The following is a 15,853-nucleotide window of genomic DNA, read 5'->3' as shown; positions in this document are numbered from 1 at the left end:
AAACCGCGGTATCCACCCCACGTCGGGGATAACAGCGATACACACATTACCGCTTTCCATCCGTGATCAGGGAGAACGCATCATGGCACTCAGCGAGCAGAGCTGCACCCCCTGCCGCGGCGGAACCCCGCCGATGTCCCGCGACGAGGCGGAACGCCATCTCGGTCAGCTCCCCGAATGGCAGCTCCACGACGAACCGATGCGCATCACCCGGGCGTTCCGCTTCGGCGACTTCGCCGCCGCACTGGCCTTCGTCAACCAGGTCGGCGAGCTCGCCGAGGAGGAACAGCATCACCCGGAGATCCACTTCGGCTGGGGGCACGTCGAGGTCGAGATCTGGACGCACAAGATCCAGGGCCTGCACGAAAACGACTTCATCCTCGCCGCGAAGATCGACCGGCTGATCTAACTGTGAAGTCTCAGGGGTTGTCCACCGGCTGGTGCGGAATCAGCGCGAGCGGATCGGCATCCTCAAGGCCTTCGGTTATCGCGATGTCACCATCGCGATGCACTACGCCTGCCGGCTTCACCGGCAGGCCTGCGCCCCGGCACAGAGCCTGGATATCGCGCGCGGTGCTGCACAACGGTGAGGGCGCCCGGGGCGGGAGGTCGGCGAACGCGTGGTGATCCACCCGGACGCGACCCTGGTGGATGGCGGCCGCATCCGCGAGCGCGCCGGCGGCTGAGGCCGGCGCCGTTCGCCTATTCCCGGCGCCACTCCCCCGAGCGCCCGCCCGCCTTGTACACGAGCCCGACGCCGTCGATGGTCATACCCCGATCCAGCGCCTTGCACATGTCGTAGACCGTGAGCAGCGCCGCCTGGACCGCGTTCAGCGCTTCCATCTCCACGCCGGTGCGTTCGCGGGTCTCCGCCCGGACGCTGCAGTGCACCACACCGCCCTCCGGTTCGGGGGTCAGCGTGACCTCGACATGGGACAGCGCCAGGGGATGACACAGCGGCACCACGTCGGCGGTGCGCTTGGCGGCCATGATCCCGGCGATACGGGCGGTAGCGAGGGCATCACCCTTCTTCAGATCACCGGTGACGAGCGCCTCCAGGGTCGCGGCCGCCATGTGGATACGGCCCTCGGCGACGGCGATGCGGTGGCTGCGGTCCTTGTCGCCGACGTCGACCATGTGGGCCTCGCCGTGCTCGTTGAGGTGGGTCAGTTCGCTCATGGCAGGTTCCGGTGCTGTCCAGGCAGGTGCGTGTCTGTCCCCAACCCGTCCTGGCCTGCCGGGCATACCGGCAAGCCGCCCGGCGCGTGGCGGCGCACGGCAGTGTCCGGCGAGCTGGCAATGGCAATGACCGGGTTAGTAGTATTGCGGCACGCTAACCCGCCACCACCGGCGGGGCAACACCGACGGAGGAACCCACCATGTCCGACGAGCGCCTCCAGCGGGGCGAGGCGATGCGCCGCCGCGTGCTCGGCGACGCCCACGTCGAGCGCTCGCTGGCGAACGCCAGCGATTTCGACCGCGAGTTCCAGGAGTTCGTGATGCGCACGGCCTGGGACGACATCTGGAACCGGGAAGGACTGCCCACGCCGACCCGCAGCCTGATCAACCTGGGCATGCTCGCCGCCCTCGGCCGCATGGACGAGTTCCGCGTGCACGTGCGCGGTGCGGTCAACCAGGGGTGCAGCGTGGAGGAGATCCGCGAGGTGCTCTTCCAGGTGGCGGTCTACGCGGGCATGCCCGCGGGGATGGAGGGCTTTCGCCACGCCCGGCGGGTGCTCGAGGAGATGACGGCGGAACCGGGGGCGTAAGCGGTGCTGCTTCGCATCCTGGAGATCATTGTCCCGGTCTTCGGCCTGGTGCTGGTGGGGTATGTCTACGGCCGGCTGCGTCCGGCGGACATGTCCAGCGCCAACCGGCTGAACGTCAATGTCTTCGTGCCGGCACTGATCTTCTTCGTGCTCTCCGAGCGCATGAGCGCCGACCTCTCCCTGGGCGGCGCCGCGCTTGGCGCGGCCGCGGTGATCCTCGGCTCCGGGCCGATCGCCTGGCTCATCGCGCGGCGCACCGGCTGGGACGTGCGCACCGTCGTGCCCCCGGCGATGTTCAACAACGCCGGCAACTTCGGGCTGCCACTCGCGGTCTTCGGCTTCGGCGAGGACGCGCTGCCCGTCGCCGTGGTGATGTTCGTGGTGGAGAATTCGCTGCACTTCACCGTCGGCCTGTGGCTGCTCACCCGGCGGATCGGCATGCGCGAGCTCGCCGGCAATCCCATGGTGGTGGCCACGGCCGCCGGGCTGATCTGCATGTCGCTGGGCTGGCACCTGCCGGACCTGGTACTCCCGGGGGTGGAGATGCTCGGCAACGTGGCGATCCCGCTGATGCTCGTCGCGCTGGGGATCCGCCTCACGGAGGTGGACCTCTCGTACTGGCGCATCGGCATCGGTGGCGCGCTGATGGCACCGGTGACCGGGCTGGCCATCGCGGTGCCGTGGGTGCTGATCTTCCAGCCGCCGCAGCCGGTGGCCGGGATGCTGCTGGTCTTCGGCGCACTGCCACCGGCGGTGCTCAACTACATGCTCTCCGAGCACTACGACCAGGAGCCCCAGGCGGTGGCCTCCATCGTCGCCCTGGGCAACCTGATGTCGCTGGGTGTCATCCCGGCGGTGCTGTACTTCGCGCTGCCCTAGGGCGTTCGCACCTCCGGCGGGGCGACCCACGCCGCCGCTCGTGTCATCGGCGGTCCGTCAAGGCAGAGAGGAAGGGGGAGGGGCCGGGCGGCGCGGGGATACGCCGCCCGGGCTCGCGCAGGATTCCCGCCTCAGCCGAAGAGCTCGTCGATGGCGGCGATCTCGTCCAGGGACTCCGGATTCGCCAGCGCCTCGCGGTTGTTGACGGTGTCGCCCCGCAGGATCTTGGTCACCGCCAGCTCCACCTTCTTGCCGCTGCGGGTGTAGGGGATCTGGTCGACGGCGACAATCTTCGCCGGCACGTGGCGCGGGCTCGCCCCCTCGCGGACGCGGCTGCGGATCTTGCGCTGCAGCTCGTCGGTGAGCGCCTGGCCCTCGTTCATCACCAGCATCAGCACCACGCGGACATCGCCGTTCCACGGCTGACCGACGACGATGCTGTCGGCGATCTCGTCGATGGTCTCGACCTGCCGGTAGATCTCGGCCGTGCCGATGCGCACGCCGCCCGGATTGAGCGTCGCGTCCGAGCGGCCATGGATGACGCAGCCGCCGGTCTCGCTGAAGCTGATGAAGTCGCCGTGGGCCCAGACACCGGGGAAGGTCTCGAAATAGGCCCCGCGGTAGCGGGCGAAGTCCGGGTCGTTCCAGAACTGCACCGGCATGCTCGGCGTGGGCTGGGTGCAGACCAGCTCGCCGCGTTCGTCGATGACCTGCTCGCCGTCCTCGTTGAACGCCTTCACGTCCATGCCGAGCATCGCGCACTGGATCTCGCCGCGGCGGACCGGGAGGATCGGGCAGGCGCCGACGAAGCAGGAGAGGATGTCCGTGCCACCGGAGATGGAGCCCAGCAGGACCTCCGGGCTGATGTGCTCGTAGACGTAATCGTAGTCCTCGGGCAGCAGCGGCGAACCGGTGGAGAAGACGACCCGCAGGTTGGAGAGGTCGTGATCCTCGCCCGGGTGCAGCCCCTTGTTGCGGCACCCGCCGATGAACTTGGCGCTGGTGCCGAAATGGGTCAGTCCCTCGCGCTCGGCCATCGCCCAGAGCACGTCCAGATTGGGATAGCCCGGCGAGCCGTCGAAGAGCACCAGTTCCGCGCCGGTAACCAGTCCTGACGCCAGCCAGTTCCACATCATCCAGCCGGTGGTGGTGAAGTAGAAGAAAGTGTCGTCGCGCTTGACGTCGCCGTGGAGCATCAGCTCCTTGCTGTGCTGGAGCAGCACGCCACCGCCACCATGGACGATGCACTTCGGCGCGCCCGTGGTCCCGGAGGAGTAGACGATCACGATGGGGTGGTCGAAGGCCACCTGCTCGAAGTGCACCTCACCACCGCGGCCCTCGCTGAGCGCGGCGTCCCAGGACACCACACCGGCGTCGTCCGGGATCGGCTCCTCGGGCAGGTTGGAGATGACCACCGCGCACCGGATCGAGGGAATGCGCTCGCGCAGCTCCGCGATCTGCTCGAGACGGGCGAAGGTCTTGCCGTTGTAGCCGTAGCCGTTGACGGCGATCAGCACCTTGGGCTCGATCTGGCCGAAACGGTCGTAGATGCCGTTGGCCCCGAAGTCCGGGGAGGCGGACGACCAGATCGCGCCGAGCGCGGTGGTCGCGAGCATGCCGATCACCGCCTCGGAGGTGTTGGCGACGATGCCGGCGACCCGGTCGCCGGGGCCGACACCCTGCTCGCGGAGGAAGCGCTGCAGCCCCGCGACCTCGCCGAGGAGCTCGCCGTAGGTGAGCTGCTGACGCGGCCGGGTCTCGGAGATCTCGGTGATCGCCACCTTCGACGGATCGCCGTGCAGCGCCTCGCGGAGCAGGTTCTCGGCGAAGTTCAGCCGCGCCCCGGGGAACCACTCCGCGCCGGGCATCTCCCGGGCGCCGAGCACCTGCTCGTACGGTGCCGAGGCGATCACCCCGGTGTACTCCCAGATCGTCGCCCAGAAGGCCTCGATGTCCGCCACCGACCAGCGGTGCAGTGCGTGATAGTCCGGGAACGGCCCGTAACCACGCTCCTCCAGCCAGCGAATGTAATGCGCCATGCTGCTGTTATGGAGCTCGTAGTCGGAGGGCTCTCGTACGATGGGGAAGTCGGCGCTCATTGCTTGTGATCCTTGATCTGTCTGTCTTCCCGCCGCGCTCGCGGCGGCTCCTGCCTCGACCCGGGATCGTAACCGATCGGGCGATGCGAGTGGAGGGGCCGGCCTGCGGAGCCGGCGAGCGGCGGCGCTTGCAAGTGCGCGCGCGGAGACTGCGATAATGAGCACCGGATCGGGCGCCGGTCCCCACCTCATCAGACGACGGGAGCATCTGGATCATGACTCTGAAAGACAAGGCAGCAGTGGTCACCGGTTCCACCAGCGGCATCGGCCGCGCGGTCGCAGAAAGCCTGGCGGGTGCCGGGGCGAACGTCGTCATCAACGGTATCGAACCGCGGGAGGAGGGCGGGGCGATCGCCGATGCCATCGCCTCGGAGCACGGCGTGACCGTGCGCTACAACCCCGCGGACATGAGCAGGCCGGAGGAGGTCGAGGCGCTGATCGCCGACTGTGTCGAGGCCTTCGGCCGCATCGACGTCCTGGTCAACAACGCCGGCATCCAGTTCACCGCCCCCACCGAGGAATTCCCCCGGGAGAAATGGGACGCTATCATCGCGATCAACCTTTCCTCGGCCTTTCACGCCGCCCACGCCGCGCTGCCGCACATGCAGCGCCAGGGCTGGGGCCGCATCATCAACACCGCCTCCGCCCACGGCCTGGTGGCCTCGGTCAACAAGGCCGCCTACGTCTCCGCCAAGCACGGCATCGTCGGCCTGACCAAGGTCATCGCCCTGGAAAACGCCGACCGCGGCATCACCTGCAACGCGATCTGCCCCGGGTGGGTGGAGACCCCGCTCATCCAGGCGCAGATCCAGAAGATCGCCGACGAGCAGGGCCTGTCCATCGACGACGCCAAGATCGAGCTTGTCCGCCACAAGCAGCCGTCCAAGCAGTTCGTCCAGCCCGAGCAGATCGGGGCGCTGGCGGCGTTCCTGTGCACCGACGCGGCGTCCCAGATCACCGGCGCGTCCATGCCGGTGGACGGCGGCTGGACCGCACAGTAGCGGACGCGACACCATCCGGTCGGTCGTGCACGGTCGTGGGCCCGTGTGCGACATGCCGTCGCAGATGGCGCGAGAGGTCACACGACTGCGGCGCCTGTCCCACGGTGCGGAAGCACCCCCACGTCCGGCGAATGTCGGCTGCGGTCGGGCGACCGGTCCATTTCCGGTGTGGCGAGGATGTCGGCTGCCCAGAGCAGCCGACCTGCGGCCGCGCCCCCCTCTCCCCTTGCGGGAGAGGGGCCGGGGGAGAGGGGTGCTCCCGGGACCGGCGGGTCCTGTGGAACCGTCATCCAGGATGGAGCCACCCCAAGGTTGGCCCCTCCTGGCAGCCAACATCCCGTCCTGCGGTGCCGGCAACGTCGGCTGCCGGGAGCAGCCGACCTGCCCCTGAACTCCGTGATCCCGTGCAGGTCGTGCACCGTGCGGTGCGCGACGTCCCCGTGGTCCCGCGGGATGCCACTTACGGTCTGACGGCGGCGCCCGATCTGCCTCTGGCAGGTTCAGGGCCAGGGCGGTACCTGCTGCTGAAATGGCTTCCGCGTCGATCGTGCCCGACTAAAACGCCGGCTCCATGCACGTTCCGCGCGTTCCCGCATCATTGGCGACGGTCAGCCGCCGGTGTCCAGCCGCTTCCGGAGGGCCTGACGAAAAGCGACGATCCGTGCGGTATTGCGGCCGAAATCGGCCTGGCCGACGCGCGAGGCCGAGCGCAGGTGCACGACGCTCCGGCCGGATTCGTCTTCCGCCTCCACACGGAGGCTCACGTCGTCCTCGAAACCGAGCAGCGGTGTGCGGTCCACGGCGGACAGTCGGTGCCCGCCGTGACTCATCGAGATGACCTGCCAGCCGAGGGCACGCACGGTCCGGCGCGCCGCGGCAAACGTCTGGTCCGGCGGCGATGACACCTCCATGGGCTGTCGCTCCGGCCAGGCGGAACCGGACACGGTGCTCACGCGGTTGTCCGTGAGGTAGAACACCACGCGCGTGACGATGCCTGGCGGGGCGGTGAGCGGTGCGCCGCTGTAGACGATCGCCGCCGCCGGGGCGATTACCGCCAGCACCACCAGGACCAGCAGCGCCTTTCCGAGAAAACGGGTCATGACACACCGGCCCCGGGCCTGTGCCGCGCAACGCGGCACAGGCCGGTCACACGGCGCGTTTCGCGTCGTCGCGGCGCGGACGCACCGGGGTGATGGCCTGCTACCACGCCACCGCCTCGCCGTGACGCAACAGGGCGCCGGTGGGCGAGCCGTCCGGCAGGCAGGCCGCCTCGACGACCCGGGCCGCCGCCTCCTGGGGCGAGGTGTTGGCCTGGCCGCCGCCCATCCGCGTACGCACCCAGCCCGGGTCCACGGCGTTGACGAGGATGTTCTCGCCGTCGGTCTCGGCGGCAAGAAGCCGGGTGATGGCGTTGAGCCCGGACTTCGAGAAGCGGTATGCAGGGTAGCCCCGGCCCATGCGCGAAAACTGGGCGTAGCCGCTGGTGACGTTCACGATGCGACCGTAACCGTGCCGGCGCATGATCGGTACGATGGCCTGGGCGAGACGCAGCGGCCCGTACGCGTTAACGGCGAGGTGTTCGTCCAGGGTGGCGCGATCCACCTCCAGGATCCCCGGCGCAGGGGTGCCGTCCGAGGGCGCATGCTCGGGGAAGATCCCGGCGTTGTTGACCAGCACGTCGACCCGGTCGAAGGCATTGGCGATGAAGTCCATCAGCCCCTGAATGCTCGTCTCGCGGGTCACGTCCAGGGGATGATAGGCGACGTCCAGTCCCTCGCTCTGGAGCTTGTCCGCCGCCGCCTTGCCCAGCAGGCCGTCGCGGCTGGTGAGCACCGGTTTGATCCCGGCGCGGGCGAGCTGCCGTGCGGTCTCGAAGCCGATACCGCGGTTGCCGCCGGTGATTAACGCTACGCGTTCGGGCTCGCTCATGGCCCCTCCAGGGTCACTGCTCGTGCAGGTAGAAGCTCCGGCGCACGCTGCAGTCGTCCTCGAGTTCGTAGACCAGCGGTTTGCCGGTGGGCACCTCGACGCCGGTAATCGCCTCGTCGGAGACACCGTCGAGGTGCTTGATCAGGGCCCTAAGGCTGTTGCCGTGGGCGGCGATCAGCATGGTCTCCACCTCGCGGAGTACCGGCAGGATGTCGCTCTCCCAGTAGGGTAGCACCCGCTCCAGGGTGCTCTTCAGGGATTCCGTCGCCGGCAGGGTACCCGCGGACAGGTGCCGGTAGCGCGGATCGAAGCGTGGATGACGCTCGTCGTCCTCCGCCAGCGCCGGCGGCGGGGTTGCGTAGCTGCGCCGCCACACGTGGACCTGCTCGTCGCCGTACTCCTCGGCGGTCTCGGCCTTGTTCAGGCCGGTAAGCGCACCGTAGTGGCGCTCGTTGAGGCGCCAGTCCTTGGTCATCGGGATCCAGAGCTCGTCGAGCTCGTCGAGGACCATCCAGCCCGTGCGGATCGCCCGGGTAAGCACCGAGGTGAAGGCGTAGTCGAACGAGTAGCCGTGCTCGCGAAGCAGACGGCCGGCGCCGGCCGCCTCATCGCGGCCGCGCTCGCTGAGGTCGACGTCCTTCCAGCCGGTAAAGCGGTTCTCCAGGTTCCAGACGCTCTGCCCGTGGCGCAGCAGCACGAGACGCTTCATGCTTTCCCCCCTGTGTCATGGCTGATTGGGCGGACGACCGCGGATCAGCGGAACGCGGCCGCCGGGACCGCGCAGTGTACCAGAGCCGGGGTCGCGATCAGGGCAGGGCGACGAACCGGCCGCTGAAGGTCGCCGCCGGACGTTCGGCACCGGGCAGGTATACCGTGAGCTCCGCACGGGCCCGACGACGCCGCCCCAGGGTAGCCATCACCGTATCGGCCAGATCCGCCGGCACGTCGAGGACGGCGTGGAGCTCGTCGTCGCAGGGCCGGTGGTAGTGAATCTGCCCGTCCGCGAGTACCAGCTGCGGCTCGATGCCGGCGCCGCGGGTGAGCGCGTAGAGCCACCCCCAGCCCGCTAGGCAGGCCAGACTGTAGAGGCTTCCCGCGAAGCCCGTTCCCGTATGGTTGTGGTTGGCGTAGAGCGGCGCGGTGAGCTCGAGTCCCGCCTCGTCGAGCCGGGTGACCAGCACCTCCATGGCCCGGCTCAGCGGGATCAGGTTATTGAACCGCGCCTGCAGCGCCGAGGCGGTAAGCATGCGGATCTCCCTGGGGTGAGACACCGCTGTAGGATACCATTGCCCGCACGACGGACCGGATACAGCCATGGCCGAAGAGATCGAACGCAAATTCCTGGTGACCGGCGACGCCTGGCGCGACGCCGCGGACGCCGGCCAGCCCATGCGCCAGGGCTACCTCGGCCGCGACATCCACGCCAGCGTGCGCGTGCGCCTCGCCGGTGCCCGCGCGTGGCTCAACATCAAGGGCGCAACCCTCGGCGTGCAGCGCCGCGAGTACGAGTACGCGATCCCCGCCGATGAGGCACAGGAGATGCTCGACCACCTCTGCCACCGGCCACTGATCGAGAAGACCCGCTACCACGTCCCGGTGGACGGTCACACCTGGGAGGTGGACGTCTTCGAGGGCGACAACGCCGGGCTGGTGGTCGCGGAGGTCGAGCTCGCGAGCGCCGAAGAGGCCTTCACGAGGCCCGAATGGGCGGGACGGGAAGTCTCCCACCTGCCGCGCTACTACAACGTCTCGCTGGTGCGTTACCCCTACAGCGAGTGGACCGCCGCGGAGCGCACCGGTGACTGAGCACACCCCCTGGATCCATGTGAACCTCGCGGCGCAGCGGCTCCGCCTGTACGGCAGCGACGGCGCCGTCCTCGCGGACTGGCCGGTGGCTACCGGCGCCAATGGTGCCGGCGAGCTGGACGGCAGCGGCTGCACGCCGCGGGGCCGGCACATCGTGCGTGCGCGCATCGGCGCCGGCGAGCCGGCGGACGCGGTATTCGTGGGCCGGCGTCCGACGGGGGAGCGCTATACCCGGGCGCTCGCCGACGCCCATCCCGGGCGGGACTGGATCCTCGGGCGCATCCTCTGGCTGAGCGGCACCGAGCCGGGCCACAACCGCCTCGGCCGGTGCGACACAATGCGCCGATTCATCTACATCCACGGCGGCCCGCCGGAGTCCCCGCTCGGGCAACCGGTCTCCCACGGCTGCATCCGCATGCACCCGGACGCGGTGGTGGAGCTGTTCGACCGCGTGCCCGCGGGCACGCCGGTGGTGATCGAGTAAGCCCATGTCGCTCGGACCGCTGATGATCGGCATCGAGGGACTCACGCTCACCGGCGAGGAGCGCCGCCGCCTGCGCGATCCCGCCGTGGGCGGTGTGATCCTGTTCCGTCGCAACTTCGCCGACGCCGACCAGCTCGCCGCGCTCACCGCCGATATCCGCTCGCTGCGCGCGCCGCCGCTGCTCGTCGCCACGGACCACGAGGGCGGGCGGGTGCAGCGTTTCACCGACGGCTTCACCCGGCTTCCGGCCCAGCGCGGCCTCGGCCGGCTATGGCAGCGCGAACCCGCGGAGGCGGAGGCCATCGCCGAGCAGCTTGGCTGGCTCGGCGCGGCAGAGCTGCTCGGCGCGGGCGTGGACCTCGGGTTGGGGCCGGTGGTCGACATCGACCACGGCCTGAGCACGGTGATCGGCGACCGCGCCCTGGCGGACACCCCCCGGGCCGTCACTGCCCTGTCCGCGGCACTCGTCCGGGGCATGCGCCGCGCCGGCATGGCCGCGGTGGCAAAGCACTTTCCCGGTCACGGCGGCGTGCGCCTGGACTCCCACGAGGCCCTGCCGGAGGATCCGCGGGATAGCCGGGATCTGCACGACGCGGACCTCGTGCCGTTCCGGCGGCTGATCATGAACGGGCTGGAGGCGGTGATGATGGCGCACATCGTCTTCCCCGCGGAGGACCGCCTGCCCGCCAGCCTCTCGCGCCACTGGATCGGCACCATCCTGCGCGGCCGGCTCGGCTTTCAGGGCGCCGTGATCAGCGACGACCTCTCCATGGCGGGCGCGGCGGTCGCCGGTGGCCTGCGCGAGCGCGTCCGCACCGCCCTCGGCGCCGGCAGCGACATGGTCATCATCGGTAACGAGGGCAGGGCGGTGGACGCCGTGCTCCCGGACTGGCACGGCGGTGCCGATGCCGCCGCCGCACTGCGCCGTGCCCGGCTACACGGCCGGCACGCCCCCGCGCTGAAGGACCTGCACGCCAGTCGCGACTGGCGCCGCGCCCGCGAGGCGGCCGCGCTGCTCGAGCGGTGAGACCCCGAGTGGCCCCGTAGCGCCGAGGCGCCTATAATCGCGCGCCTCGACGCCCCAATACCCGGTGGAGACAGAAGGGACCGCCGATGAGTGATTACAACCCGGTGACGCCACAGCAGCTGGACGAGATCCTGAGCACCGCGGAGATCCTGCACACGGAGGCCGCCGTGGAGAGCGCGCTGGACGACATGGCCCGGCGCATCGAGACCCGCCTCGGCGGTACCATGCCCGTCGTCCTGGGCGTCATGACGGGGGCCATCGTCCCCCTGGGCCGGCTGCTGCCGCGGCTGCAGTTCCCCCTGGAGGTCGACTACATCCATGCCACGCGCTACCACGGTTCCACCGTCGGCCGCGACGTGATCTGGCTCGCGCGCCCGCAGACCCCGCTCAAGGGACGCACCGTGCTCATCGTCGACGACATCCTCGACGAGGGCCACACCCTCGCGGGCATCATCGACGAGTGCCGTGACGAGGGCGCCAAGGCCGTGTACACGGCGATGCTCTTCGACAAACAGCACGACCGCCGCTACCACGGCCTCCAGGCCGACTTCACCGGACTCTCCGTGACCGACCGCTACGTGTTCGGCTCCGGCATGGACTACAAGGGCTACTTCCGCAACCTCGGCGGCGTCTACGCGGTCCACCCGGATCACGAGGGCGAGTAACCGCCGCCCACACACGGCGCTTCCCGACCATCAACCAGGGGGAGGGGTATGACACTGGCGATTATCGGCGGCACCGGCCTGACATCGCTGCCGGGCCTTGAGATCGACCGCCGCGAGATGGTGCACACGCCGTTCGGCGAGCCCTCCGGGCCGCTGACCCACGGCCACCTCAATGAGCAGCGCGTGATCTTCCTCGCGCGCCACGGCTACGGGCACACCATCCCGCCCCACGGCATCAATTACCGCGCCAACATCTGGGCGATGCAGCAAGCCGGTGCAACCTGCGTGCTGGCGGTGGCCGCGGTGGGCGGCATCAGCGCCGAGCTCGCGCCCGGCACGCTGGCAGCACCGGACCAGATCATCGACTACACGTGGGGACGGGCGAATACCTTCTTCGAGCAGGATCTCGACCGCGTCACGCACGTGGACTTCACGCAGCCCTATGATGCCACCCTCCGGGGCCGGCTGCTCTCGGCCGCAGGCGAGTGCGACGTGGCGATGGTCGACGGCGGCTGCTACGGCGCCACCCAGGGACCACGGCTGGAGACCGCCGCGGAAATCCGGCGCCTGCAGCGCGACGGCTGCGACATGGTTGGCATGACCGGCATGCCCGAGGCGGTCCTCGCCCGCGAGCTCGAGCTGCCCTACACGACCTGCGCTGTGGTCGCCAACTGGGCCGCCGGCGTGCACGGCGACACGCCGATCGCCATGAGCGAGATCGAGCGCATCCTCAAGACGGGCATGGCCAATGTCCGCTGCGTGCTCGGATCGATGATCAACGGCTTCTGAGAGACGTTACGGCAGCGGTGCTGCCGTAACCTCCGGACCTGGTGGACCGGAGACGAGAGCGGCTGTCAGTGAACACGGAAAACGATACCCGCAGCCTCCTGGCCGGGGCGGCCTGGGCGTTGCTGGCGATCACCCTGTGGTCTGGCAATTTCGTGGTCGCGCGCGGCATGGGGGCGACCCTTACGCCGCTCGACCTGTCCTTCGCCCGCTGGAGCATCGCCGCCGTCATCGCGGCCCTGGTGTTCGGACGCACCATCGTCGCCGAGCTGCCCGCGATCCGGCGCCGCTTCGCCATGGTCGTGCTGAGCGCGGTGCTGGGCATCGCGTCGTTCAACACGCTCGTCTACGGCGCCGGCCATTACGCGGGCGCCGCCGTACTGGCGCTGCTCAACACCCTCTCGCCCCTGGTAATCGCCTTTCTCGCCGCTGTCTTCCTGCGTGAGCGTCTGCCCAGGCACGCCGGTACCGGCGGGCTGATCGCGCTCGCGGGCGTCGCCGTCATCACGCTCGGACACGCCGGTGAGGGGGGCGGCGGGGAGACACGCATCGTCCCGGCCCTGCTGCTCATGGCCGGCGCCGTCGTCTGCTTCTCCGGCTACGCGGTGACGGTCCGGCTGCTCACGCGGGAGATCCCGGTGCAGGCCAATCTCGCCATCACCATCATCCTCGGCGCATTCGTGCTCGCCCCCGCTTGGCTGACCCTCTCCGACCCCGCTCATCTCTACGGTCTGGACTGGCAGGGTTACGCGGTACTGCTGTACGTGGGGGTCGGTGCCTCGATCGTCGCCTTTTTCTGCTGGAACAAGGCCATCAGCACCCTCGGCGCGGGCCGGGCGGCGGGCCTTTACTACCTCATCCCCGTGACCACTGCGGTCCTCGCCTGGCTGATCATCGGCGAGACCCTCTCCGTCGCCACCCTCTGCGCCATCCCCGTCGTCCTCCTGGGCGCCTGGCTGGCGACGCGCTAGGGCCGGACGCCGATCCCGGTGCAACGGCACCGCCCTGCGGCGGAAGGCCCCCTGTCGTGCCCGCGGCGGTGGGGCAGGTCGCCGTCGCGCCCGCATCCACCGGGACGGATCGACGGGCAGCCCCGGCACATGTGGCATGCTGTGCCGGTCACGGTACGTCCGGGACCCCAGTGCTGCGTCAGGGTGACGCGGCAGGTCACGCCACGCCGGCGTTCATGCCTACCACGGCAATGACGGGGAGAAGCCGACCCATGCCCGAGGCTGCCTATCCGGAATCCCTGCTGTCCCGGCGGCTCAAGGTCGGGACCCAGGCCGTCCACGAGGCACTCGACCGGCGCATCACCGGCGCCGCCCCGTTCGCGGACCGGCAACGTTACAGCCGGTTCCTGCGCGTTCAGCTCCGGCTGCACCACGTCACCGCGCCGCTGTACCGCGATCCACGGCTGCAGGCCGATCTGCCCGGGCTGGCGGCGCTCGACCGCCTTGAGGCGGTGAAGGCCGACTGCATCGACCTCGGCATCCCGGAGGACGCCCTGGAGCGGGATCGCCGCGCGGCAGCGGCGGTCACCATCCCCGGCCGCCCCGAGGCCCTGGGCTGGATCTACACCCACGAGGGCTCGCGCATGGGGGCCGCGGTCCTGCTCCGGGAGGCACGTCAGGGGCTGGCGCTTTCCGAGACCTACGGCGCCCGGCACATGGCCGCCCACACCGACGGCCGCGCCCCGCACTGGCGGGACTTCAAGACCACCCTGGACGCGATCGCACTGACACCGCTGGAGGCGGATCGCGCCGTCACCGGCGCCCGTGCCGCCTTCGTCTTCGTCCAGGAGGCCGTGGACCGCCTGATGCCCGTTGAGCGCCCCGCCATGCCCTAGAAGCCCGGACCGCACCGTCGCGTAGCGCGTCGCCGGACACCCGCCGGCCGCGCTCGCCTGACGCGGATCCGGGGCGGCACGCCGACGTCCGGTTTGTCAGCGCAGGAGAGGGAAGCCGCCGCACAGGCGGTTGACCGCCTTCCTCGGGCCGTGAACGAGGACGCCGTGGAACGTCATTTCCGCGCTCGCCGTCTCCGCACAGGTCGCGATGTAGTCGTCGTAATGCCGGCTATTCAGTGCCGAGTCAGTGAAACAGAACACCGTCAGACCGCCCGCGGCCGCCTCGCCATGGAGGGCCGCCAGCGCCGGTGACGCCGACTCGAGGATCGGCAGGGGCGTCGTCGTGATCCCGGGGAGCTCGGTGCCGTCCACGCAGCGCACGGGCGGACCGACGAGCTCCGGACAAGCCTTGCCCAGACTGAAGGCCAGCACTGCCGCGGTGTTGGCTTTCAGTCCGGTCGGCAGCGAACCGTCCACGATAATGACGCTCTTCGTGCTCATGACTGTTTGCCCTCGCTATTCGGAACACGCCGTTGACACGAGCCACCGACACGCCTGCGCAGGGCACGGGCGGCGGCCGTGACCATTCCGGGGCGAGCGTATCCCGTCGCGGGGCGAATGGATTGCACGATATACGGGCTACCGGTCACCCCGGTCGCAGGAGTGAGGTCAGGACACCTGCCGGACCGGTTCGACGCTGCCCGGCGTTACGCCGGTGATGCGTCGGAAGCAACGCGCGAAGTGCGGCTGATCGTAGAAGCCGAGACGGAGCGCGACGTCGCTGGGCTGATCACCGCGGGCAAGCAGCGGCACAGCCTCGCCGATGCGGCGTTGCAGCCAGTAGGCGTAGGGCGGGACACCCACCGCCTCGCGGAAGACGTCGAGGAGGTAGTGGGGATGCAGGTCCACGAGCGTGGCGAGGTCGCCCAGGCTCAACCGTTCCGGCTCCCGCGCTCGTCCGGCCGCCGCGTAATCACGCGCGAGGGTATCCAGGTAGTCCCGCACGCGGCGCACCGCCGCCGGTTCCCGCCCGGGAGTCGTGGGCGTCTCACGCCCATGTCGCACGAAGACGCCGTCGAGGGTGTCCAGAAGCAGCGAATCGACGGCCAGCCGCCAGCCCGCATGCCCCCGCAGCGCCATACGCCGCGCGAGCGCCGCGAAACGCCGGCTGACGAATCGGCCGGTATCCAGGGCATACGGCGAGGGGAAACCGCGTCGCGGCCGCGACGGCAGCATCTCCGCCAGCGCCTGCTCGCCCACGTACAGCGTGCGGTATGCCATGCGACCATCGACAGCGTAGCCGTCATGCGGCTGACCGGGATTCATCAGCGACAGCGTCCGCCGGGGGAAGACGTAGCGCGTGCCCCGGCTGCGATAGCCGCCGACACCGTGCTCGATCACGCCGATAGCGAAGGCATCGTGACTGTGTCGGCCGAAGGGCTGACCGCTGACCGTCGCGTCGAGCAGGTGAACCCCGGGACGCCAGTCGGGCACGTAGAGCCGGCTGCGGGCGGCGGGCTTCATCGTCGGATGACGCGCGGCTCACGCCGGCGGGCATCCCC

20 protein-coding genes are annotated in these 15,853 nt (G+C 69.9%); 12 read left to right on the top strand and 8 right to left on the bottom strand.

Annotation, left to right across the window (positions count from 1 at the left end):
* Positions 1 to 82 precede the first annotated feature (82 nt).
* Complete coding sequence (locus ACEZHJ_RS14105; protein WP_163138874.1) at positions 83 to 409, top strand: 4a-hydroxytetrahydrobiopterin dehydratase; 327 nt, start codon at positions 83 to 85, stop codon at positions 407 to 409.
* Positions 410 to 440: 31 nt separating this feature from the next.
* A complete protein-coding gene (locus ACEZHJ_RS14100) occupies positions 441 to 590 on the top strand; it encodes a hypothetical protein (protein WP_163138875.1) in 150 nt (49 codons plus the stop codon).
* A 112-nt stretch (positions 591 to 702) separates the two neighbouring features.
* Here ACEZHJ_RS14100 and moaC read toward each other — a convergent pair whose 3' ends face one another.
* A complete protein-coding gene (gene moaC, locus ACEZHJ_RS14095) occupies positions 703 to 1,179 on the bottom strand; it encodes a cyclic pyranopterin monophosphate synthase MoaC (protein ID WP_163138876.1) in 477 nt (158 codons plus the stop codon).
* 200 nt (positions 1,180 to 1,379) lie between these two features.
* Here moaC and ACEZHJ_RS14090 point away from each other — a divergent pair, with 200 nt between their 5' ends.
* Entirely contained in the window at positions 1,380 to 1,769 is a 390-nt protein-coding gene (locus ACEZHJ_RS14090) for a carboxymuconolactone decarboxylase family protein (protein WP_163138877.1), read from the top strand.
* A 3-nt stretch (positions 1,770 to 1,772) separates the two neighbouring features.
* Positions 1,773 to 2,648, top strand: a complete 876-nt coding sequence (locus ACEZHJ_RS14085) for an AEC family transporter (RefSeq protein ID WP_375036642.1) — start codon at positions 1,773 to 1,775, stop codon at positions 2,646 to 2,648.
* Positions 2,649 to 2,779: 131 nt separating this feature from the next.
* Here the strand turns inward: ACEZHJ_RS14085 and ACEZHJ_RS14080 are convergent, their stop codons facing one another.
* On the bottom strand, positions 2,780 to 4,747 hold the full coding sequence (locus ACEZHJ_RS14080; RefSeq protein WP_375036641.1) for an acetoacetate--CoA ligase: 1,968 nt from the start codon (positions 4,745 to 4,747) through the stop codon (positions 2,780 to 2,782).
* Positions 4,748 to 4,962: 215 nt separating this feature from the next.
* Between ACEZHJ_RS14080 and ACEZHJ_RS14075 the strand changes: the two genes are divergently transcribed.
* Positions 4,963 to 5,748, top strand: coding sequence for a 3-hydroxybutyrate dehydrogenase (locus ACEZHJ_RS14075; RefSeq protein WP_040409164.1), 786 nt, complete (start codon positions 4,963 to 4,965; stop codon positions 5,746 to 5,748).
* A gap of 608 nt (positions 5,749 to 6,356) precedes the next feature.
* Here the strand turns inward: ACEZHJ_RS14075 and ACEZHJ_RS14070 are convergent.
* The 4 genes from ACEZHJ_RS14070 to ACEZHJ_RS14055 form a co-directional block, all read right to left on the bottom strand.
* Positions 6,357 to 6,848, bottom strand: coding sequence for a DUF1499 domain-containing protein (locus ACEZHJ_RS14070; RefSeq protein WP_018716804.1), 492 nt, complete (start codon positions 6,846 to 6,848; stop codon positions 6,357 to 6,359).
* Positions 6,849 to 6,948: 100 nt separating this feature from the next.
* Positions 6,949 to 7,677, bottom strand: a complete 729-nt coding sequence (locus tag ACEZHJ_RS14065) for an SDR family NAD(P)-dependent oxidoreductase (protein WP_018716803.1) — start codon at positions 7,675 to 7,677, stop codon at positions 6,949 to 6,951.
* Positions 7,678 to 7,690: 13 nt separating this feature from the next.
* Complete coding sequence (gene gpmA, locus ACEZHJ_RS14060; RefSeq protein WP_018716802.1) at positions 7,691 to 8,386, bottom strand: 2,3-diphosphoglycerate-dependent phosphoglycerate mutase; 696 nt, start codon at positions 8,384 to 8,386, stop codon at positions 7,691 to 7,693.
* A 97-nt stretch (positions 8,387 to 8,483) separates the two neighbouring features.
* Positions 8,484 to 8,924, bottom strand: coding sequence for a YiiD C-terminal domain-containing protein (locus tag ACEZHJ_RS14055; protein ID WP_018716801.1), 441 nt, complete (start codon positions 8,922 to 8,924; stop codon positions 8,484 to 8,486).
* Positions 8,925 to 8,991: 67 nt separating this feature from the next.
* Here ACEZHJ_RS14055 and ACEZHJ_RS14050 point away from each other — a divergent pair, with 67 nt between their 5' ends.
* The 7 genes from ACEZHJ_RS14050 (at position 8,992) to ACEZHJ_RS14020 (ending at position 14,291) form a co-directional block, all read left to right on the top strand.
* Entirely contained in the window at positions 8,992 to 9,483 is a 492-nt protein-coding gene (locus ACEZHJ_RS14050; protein WP_018716800.1) for a CYTH domain-containing protein, read from the top strand.
* Positions 9,476 to 9,967 carry a L,D-transpeptidase gene (locus ACEZHJ_RS14045; RefSeq protein WP_018716799.1) on the top strand — a complete coding sequence of 164 codons (492 nt, stop codon included), beginning with the start codon at positions 9,476 to 9,478 and terminating at the stop codon, positions 9,965 to 9,967. Before ACEZHJ_RS14050 ends, ACEZHJ_RS14045 begins: the two co-directional genes overlap by 8 nt.
* Positions 9,968 to 9,971: 4 nt before the next feature.
* Complete coding sequence (nagZ, locus tag ACEZHJ_RS14040; RefSeq protein ID WP_375036640.1) at positions 9,972 to 10,994, top strand: beta-N-acetylhexosaminidase; 1,023 nt, start codon at positions 9,972 to 9,974, stop codon at positions 10,992 to 10,994.
* Positions 10,995 to 11,080: 86 nt separating this feature from the next.
* Positions 11,081 to 11,659, top strand: coding sequence for a hypoxanthine-guanine phosphoribosyltransferase (locus tag ACEZHJ_RS14035; protein WP_018716797.1), 579 nt, complete (start codon positions 11,081 to 11,083; stop codon positions 11,657 to 11,659).
* 48 nt (positions 11,660 to 11,707) lie between these two features.
* A complete protein-coding gene (locus ACEZHJ_RS14030) occupies positions 11,708 to 12,448 on the top strand; it encodes an S-methyl-5'-thioinosine phosphorylase (RefSeq protein ID WP_018716796.1) in 741 nt (246 codons plus the stop codon).
* A gap of 68 nt (positions 12,449 to 12,516) precedes the next feature.
* On the top strand, positions 12,517 to 13,416 hold the full coding sequence (locus ACEZHJ_RS14025; RefSeq protein WP_018716795.1) for a DMT family transporter: 900 nt from the start codon (positions 12,517 to 12,519) through the stop codon (positions 13,414 to 13,416).
* Positions 13,417 to 13,667: 251 nt separating this feature from the next.
* Complete coding sequence (locus tag ACEZHJ_RS14020; protein ID WP_018716794.1) at positions 13,668 to 14,291, top strand: biliverdin-producing heme oxygenase; 624 nt, start codon at positions 13,668 to 13,670, stop codon at positions 14,289 to 14,291.
* Positions 14,292 to 14,387: 96 nt separating this feature from the next.
* Here the strand turns inward: ACEZHJ_RS14020 and ACEZHJ_RS14015 are convergent, their stop codons facing one another.
* Positions 14,388 to 14,792, bottom strand: coding sequence for a DUF2000 domain-containing protein (locus ACEZHJ_RS14015; protein WP_018716793.1), 405 nt, complete (start codon positions 14,790 to 14,792; stop codon positions 14,388 to 14,390).
* Positions 14,793 to 14,960: 168 nt separating this feature from the next.
* The gene (locus ACEZHJ_RS14010; protein ID WP_018716792.1) at positions 14,961 to 15,815 is read right to left on the bottom strand and encodes an AraC family transcriptional regulator; all 855 of its coding nucleotides are present in this window, start codon (positions 15,813 to 15,815) and stop codon (positions 14,961 to 14,963) included.
* Between the last annotated feature and the right edge of the window lie 38 nt (positions 15,816 to 15,853).

It is taken from the genome of Arhodomonas sp. KWT2, assembly GCF_041949875.1.
GTDB classification, from domain to species: Bacteria; Pseudomonadota; Gammaproteobacteria; order Nitrococcales; family Nitrococcaceae; genus Arhodomonas; species Arhodomonas aquaeolei.
The sequence above is the reverse complement of the archived record's forward strand: the minus strand, read 5'-3'. Positions and strand labels throughout refer to the sequence as shown.

What these genes read in the sequence shown, in the direction of transcription:
- ACEZHJ_RS14015 (WP_018716793.1), bottom strand. Translation starts at nt 14,792, where the DNA reads ATGAGCACGAAGAGCGTCATTATCGTGGACGGTTCGCTGCCGACCGGA.
- ACEZHJ_RS14010 (WP_018716792.1), bottom strand. Translation starts at nt 15,815, where the DNA reads ATGAAGCCCGCCGCCCGCAGCCGGCTCTACGTGCCCGACTGGCGTCCC.
- gpmA (WP_018716802.1), bottom strand. Translation starts at nt 8,386, where the DNA reads ATGAAGCGTCTCGTGCTGCTGCGCCACGGGCAGAGCGTCTGGAACCTG.
- moaC (WP_163138876.1), bottom strand. Translation starts at nt 1,179, where the DNA reads ATGAGCGAACTGACCCACCTCAACGAGCACGGCGAGGCCCACATGGTC.
- nagZ (WP_375036640.1), top strand. Translation starts at nt 9,972, where the DNA reads ATGTCGCTCGGACCGCTGATGATCGGCATCGAGGGACTCACGCTCACC.
- ACEZHJ_RS14030 (WP_018716796.1), top strand. Translation starts at nt 11,708, where the DNA reads ATGACACTGGCGATTATCGGCGGCACCGGCCTGACATCGCTGCCGGGC.
- ACEZHJ_RS14090 (WP_163138877.1), top strand. Translation starts at nt 1,380, where the DNA reads ATGTCCGACGAGCGCCTCCAGCGGGGCGAGGCGATGCGCCGCCGCGTG.
- ACEZHJ_RS14075 (WP_040409164.1), top strand. Translation starts at nt 4,963, where the DNA reads ATGACTCTGAAAGACAAGGCAGCAGTGGTCACCGGTTCCACCAGCGGC.
- ACEZHJ_RS14105 (WP_163138874.1), top strand. Translation starts at nt 83, where the DNA reads ATGGCACTCAGCGAGCAGAGCTGCACCCCCTGCCGCGGCGGAACCCCG.
- ACEZHJ_RS14035 (WP_018716797.1), top strand. Translation starts at nt 11,081, where the DNA reads ATGAGTGATTACAACCCGGTGACGCCACAGCAGCTGGACGAGATCCTG.
- ACEZHJ_RS14050 (WP_018716800.1), top strand. Translation starts at nt 8,992, where the DNA reads ATGGCCGAAGAGATCGAACGCAAATTCCTGGTGACCGGCGACGCCTGG.
- ACEZHJ_RS14065 (WP_018716803.1), bottom strand. Translation starts at nt 7,677, where the DNA reads ATGAGCGAGCCCGAACGCGTAGCGTTAATCACCGGCGGCAACCGCGGT.
- ACEZHJ_RS14020 (WP_018716794.1), top strand. Translation starts at nt 13,668, where the DNA reads ATGCCCGAGGCTGCCTATCCGGAATCCCTGCTGTCCCGGCGGCTCAAG.
- ACEZHJ_RS14055 (WP_018716801.1), bottom strand. Translation starts at nt 8,924, where the DNA reads ATGCTTACCGCCTCGGCGCTGCAGGCGCGGTTCAATAACCTGATCCCG.
- ACEZHJ_RS14070 (WP_018716804.1), bottom strand. Translation starts at nt 6,848, where the DNA reads ATGACCCGTTTTCTCGGAAAGGCGCTGCTGGTCCTGGTGGTGCTGGCG.
- ACEZHJ_RS14080 (WP_375036641.1), bottom strand. Translation starts at nt 4,747, where the DNA reads ATGAGCGCCGACTTCCCCATCGTACGAGAGCCCTCCGACTACGAGCTC.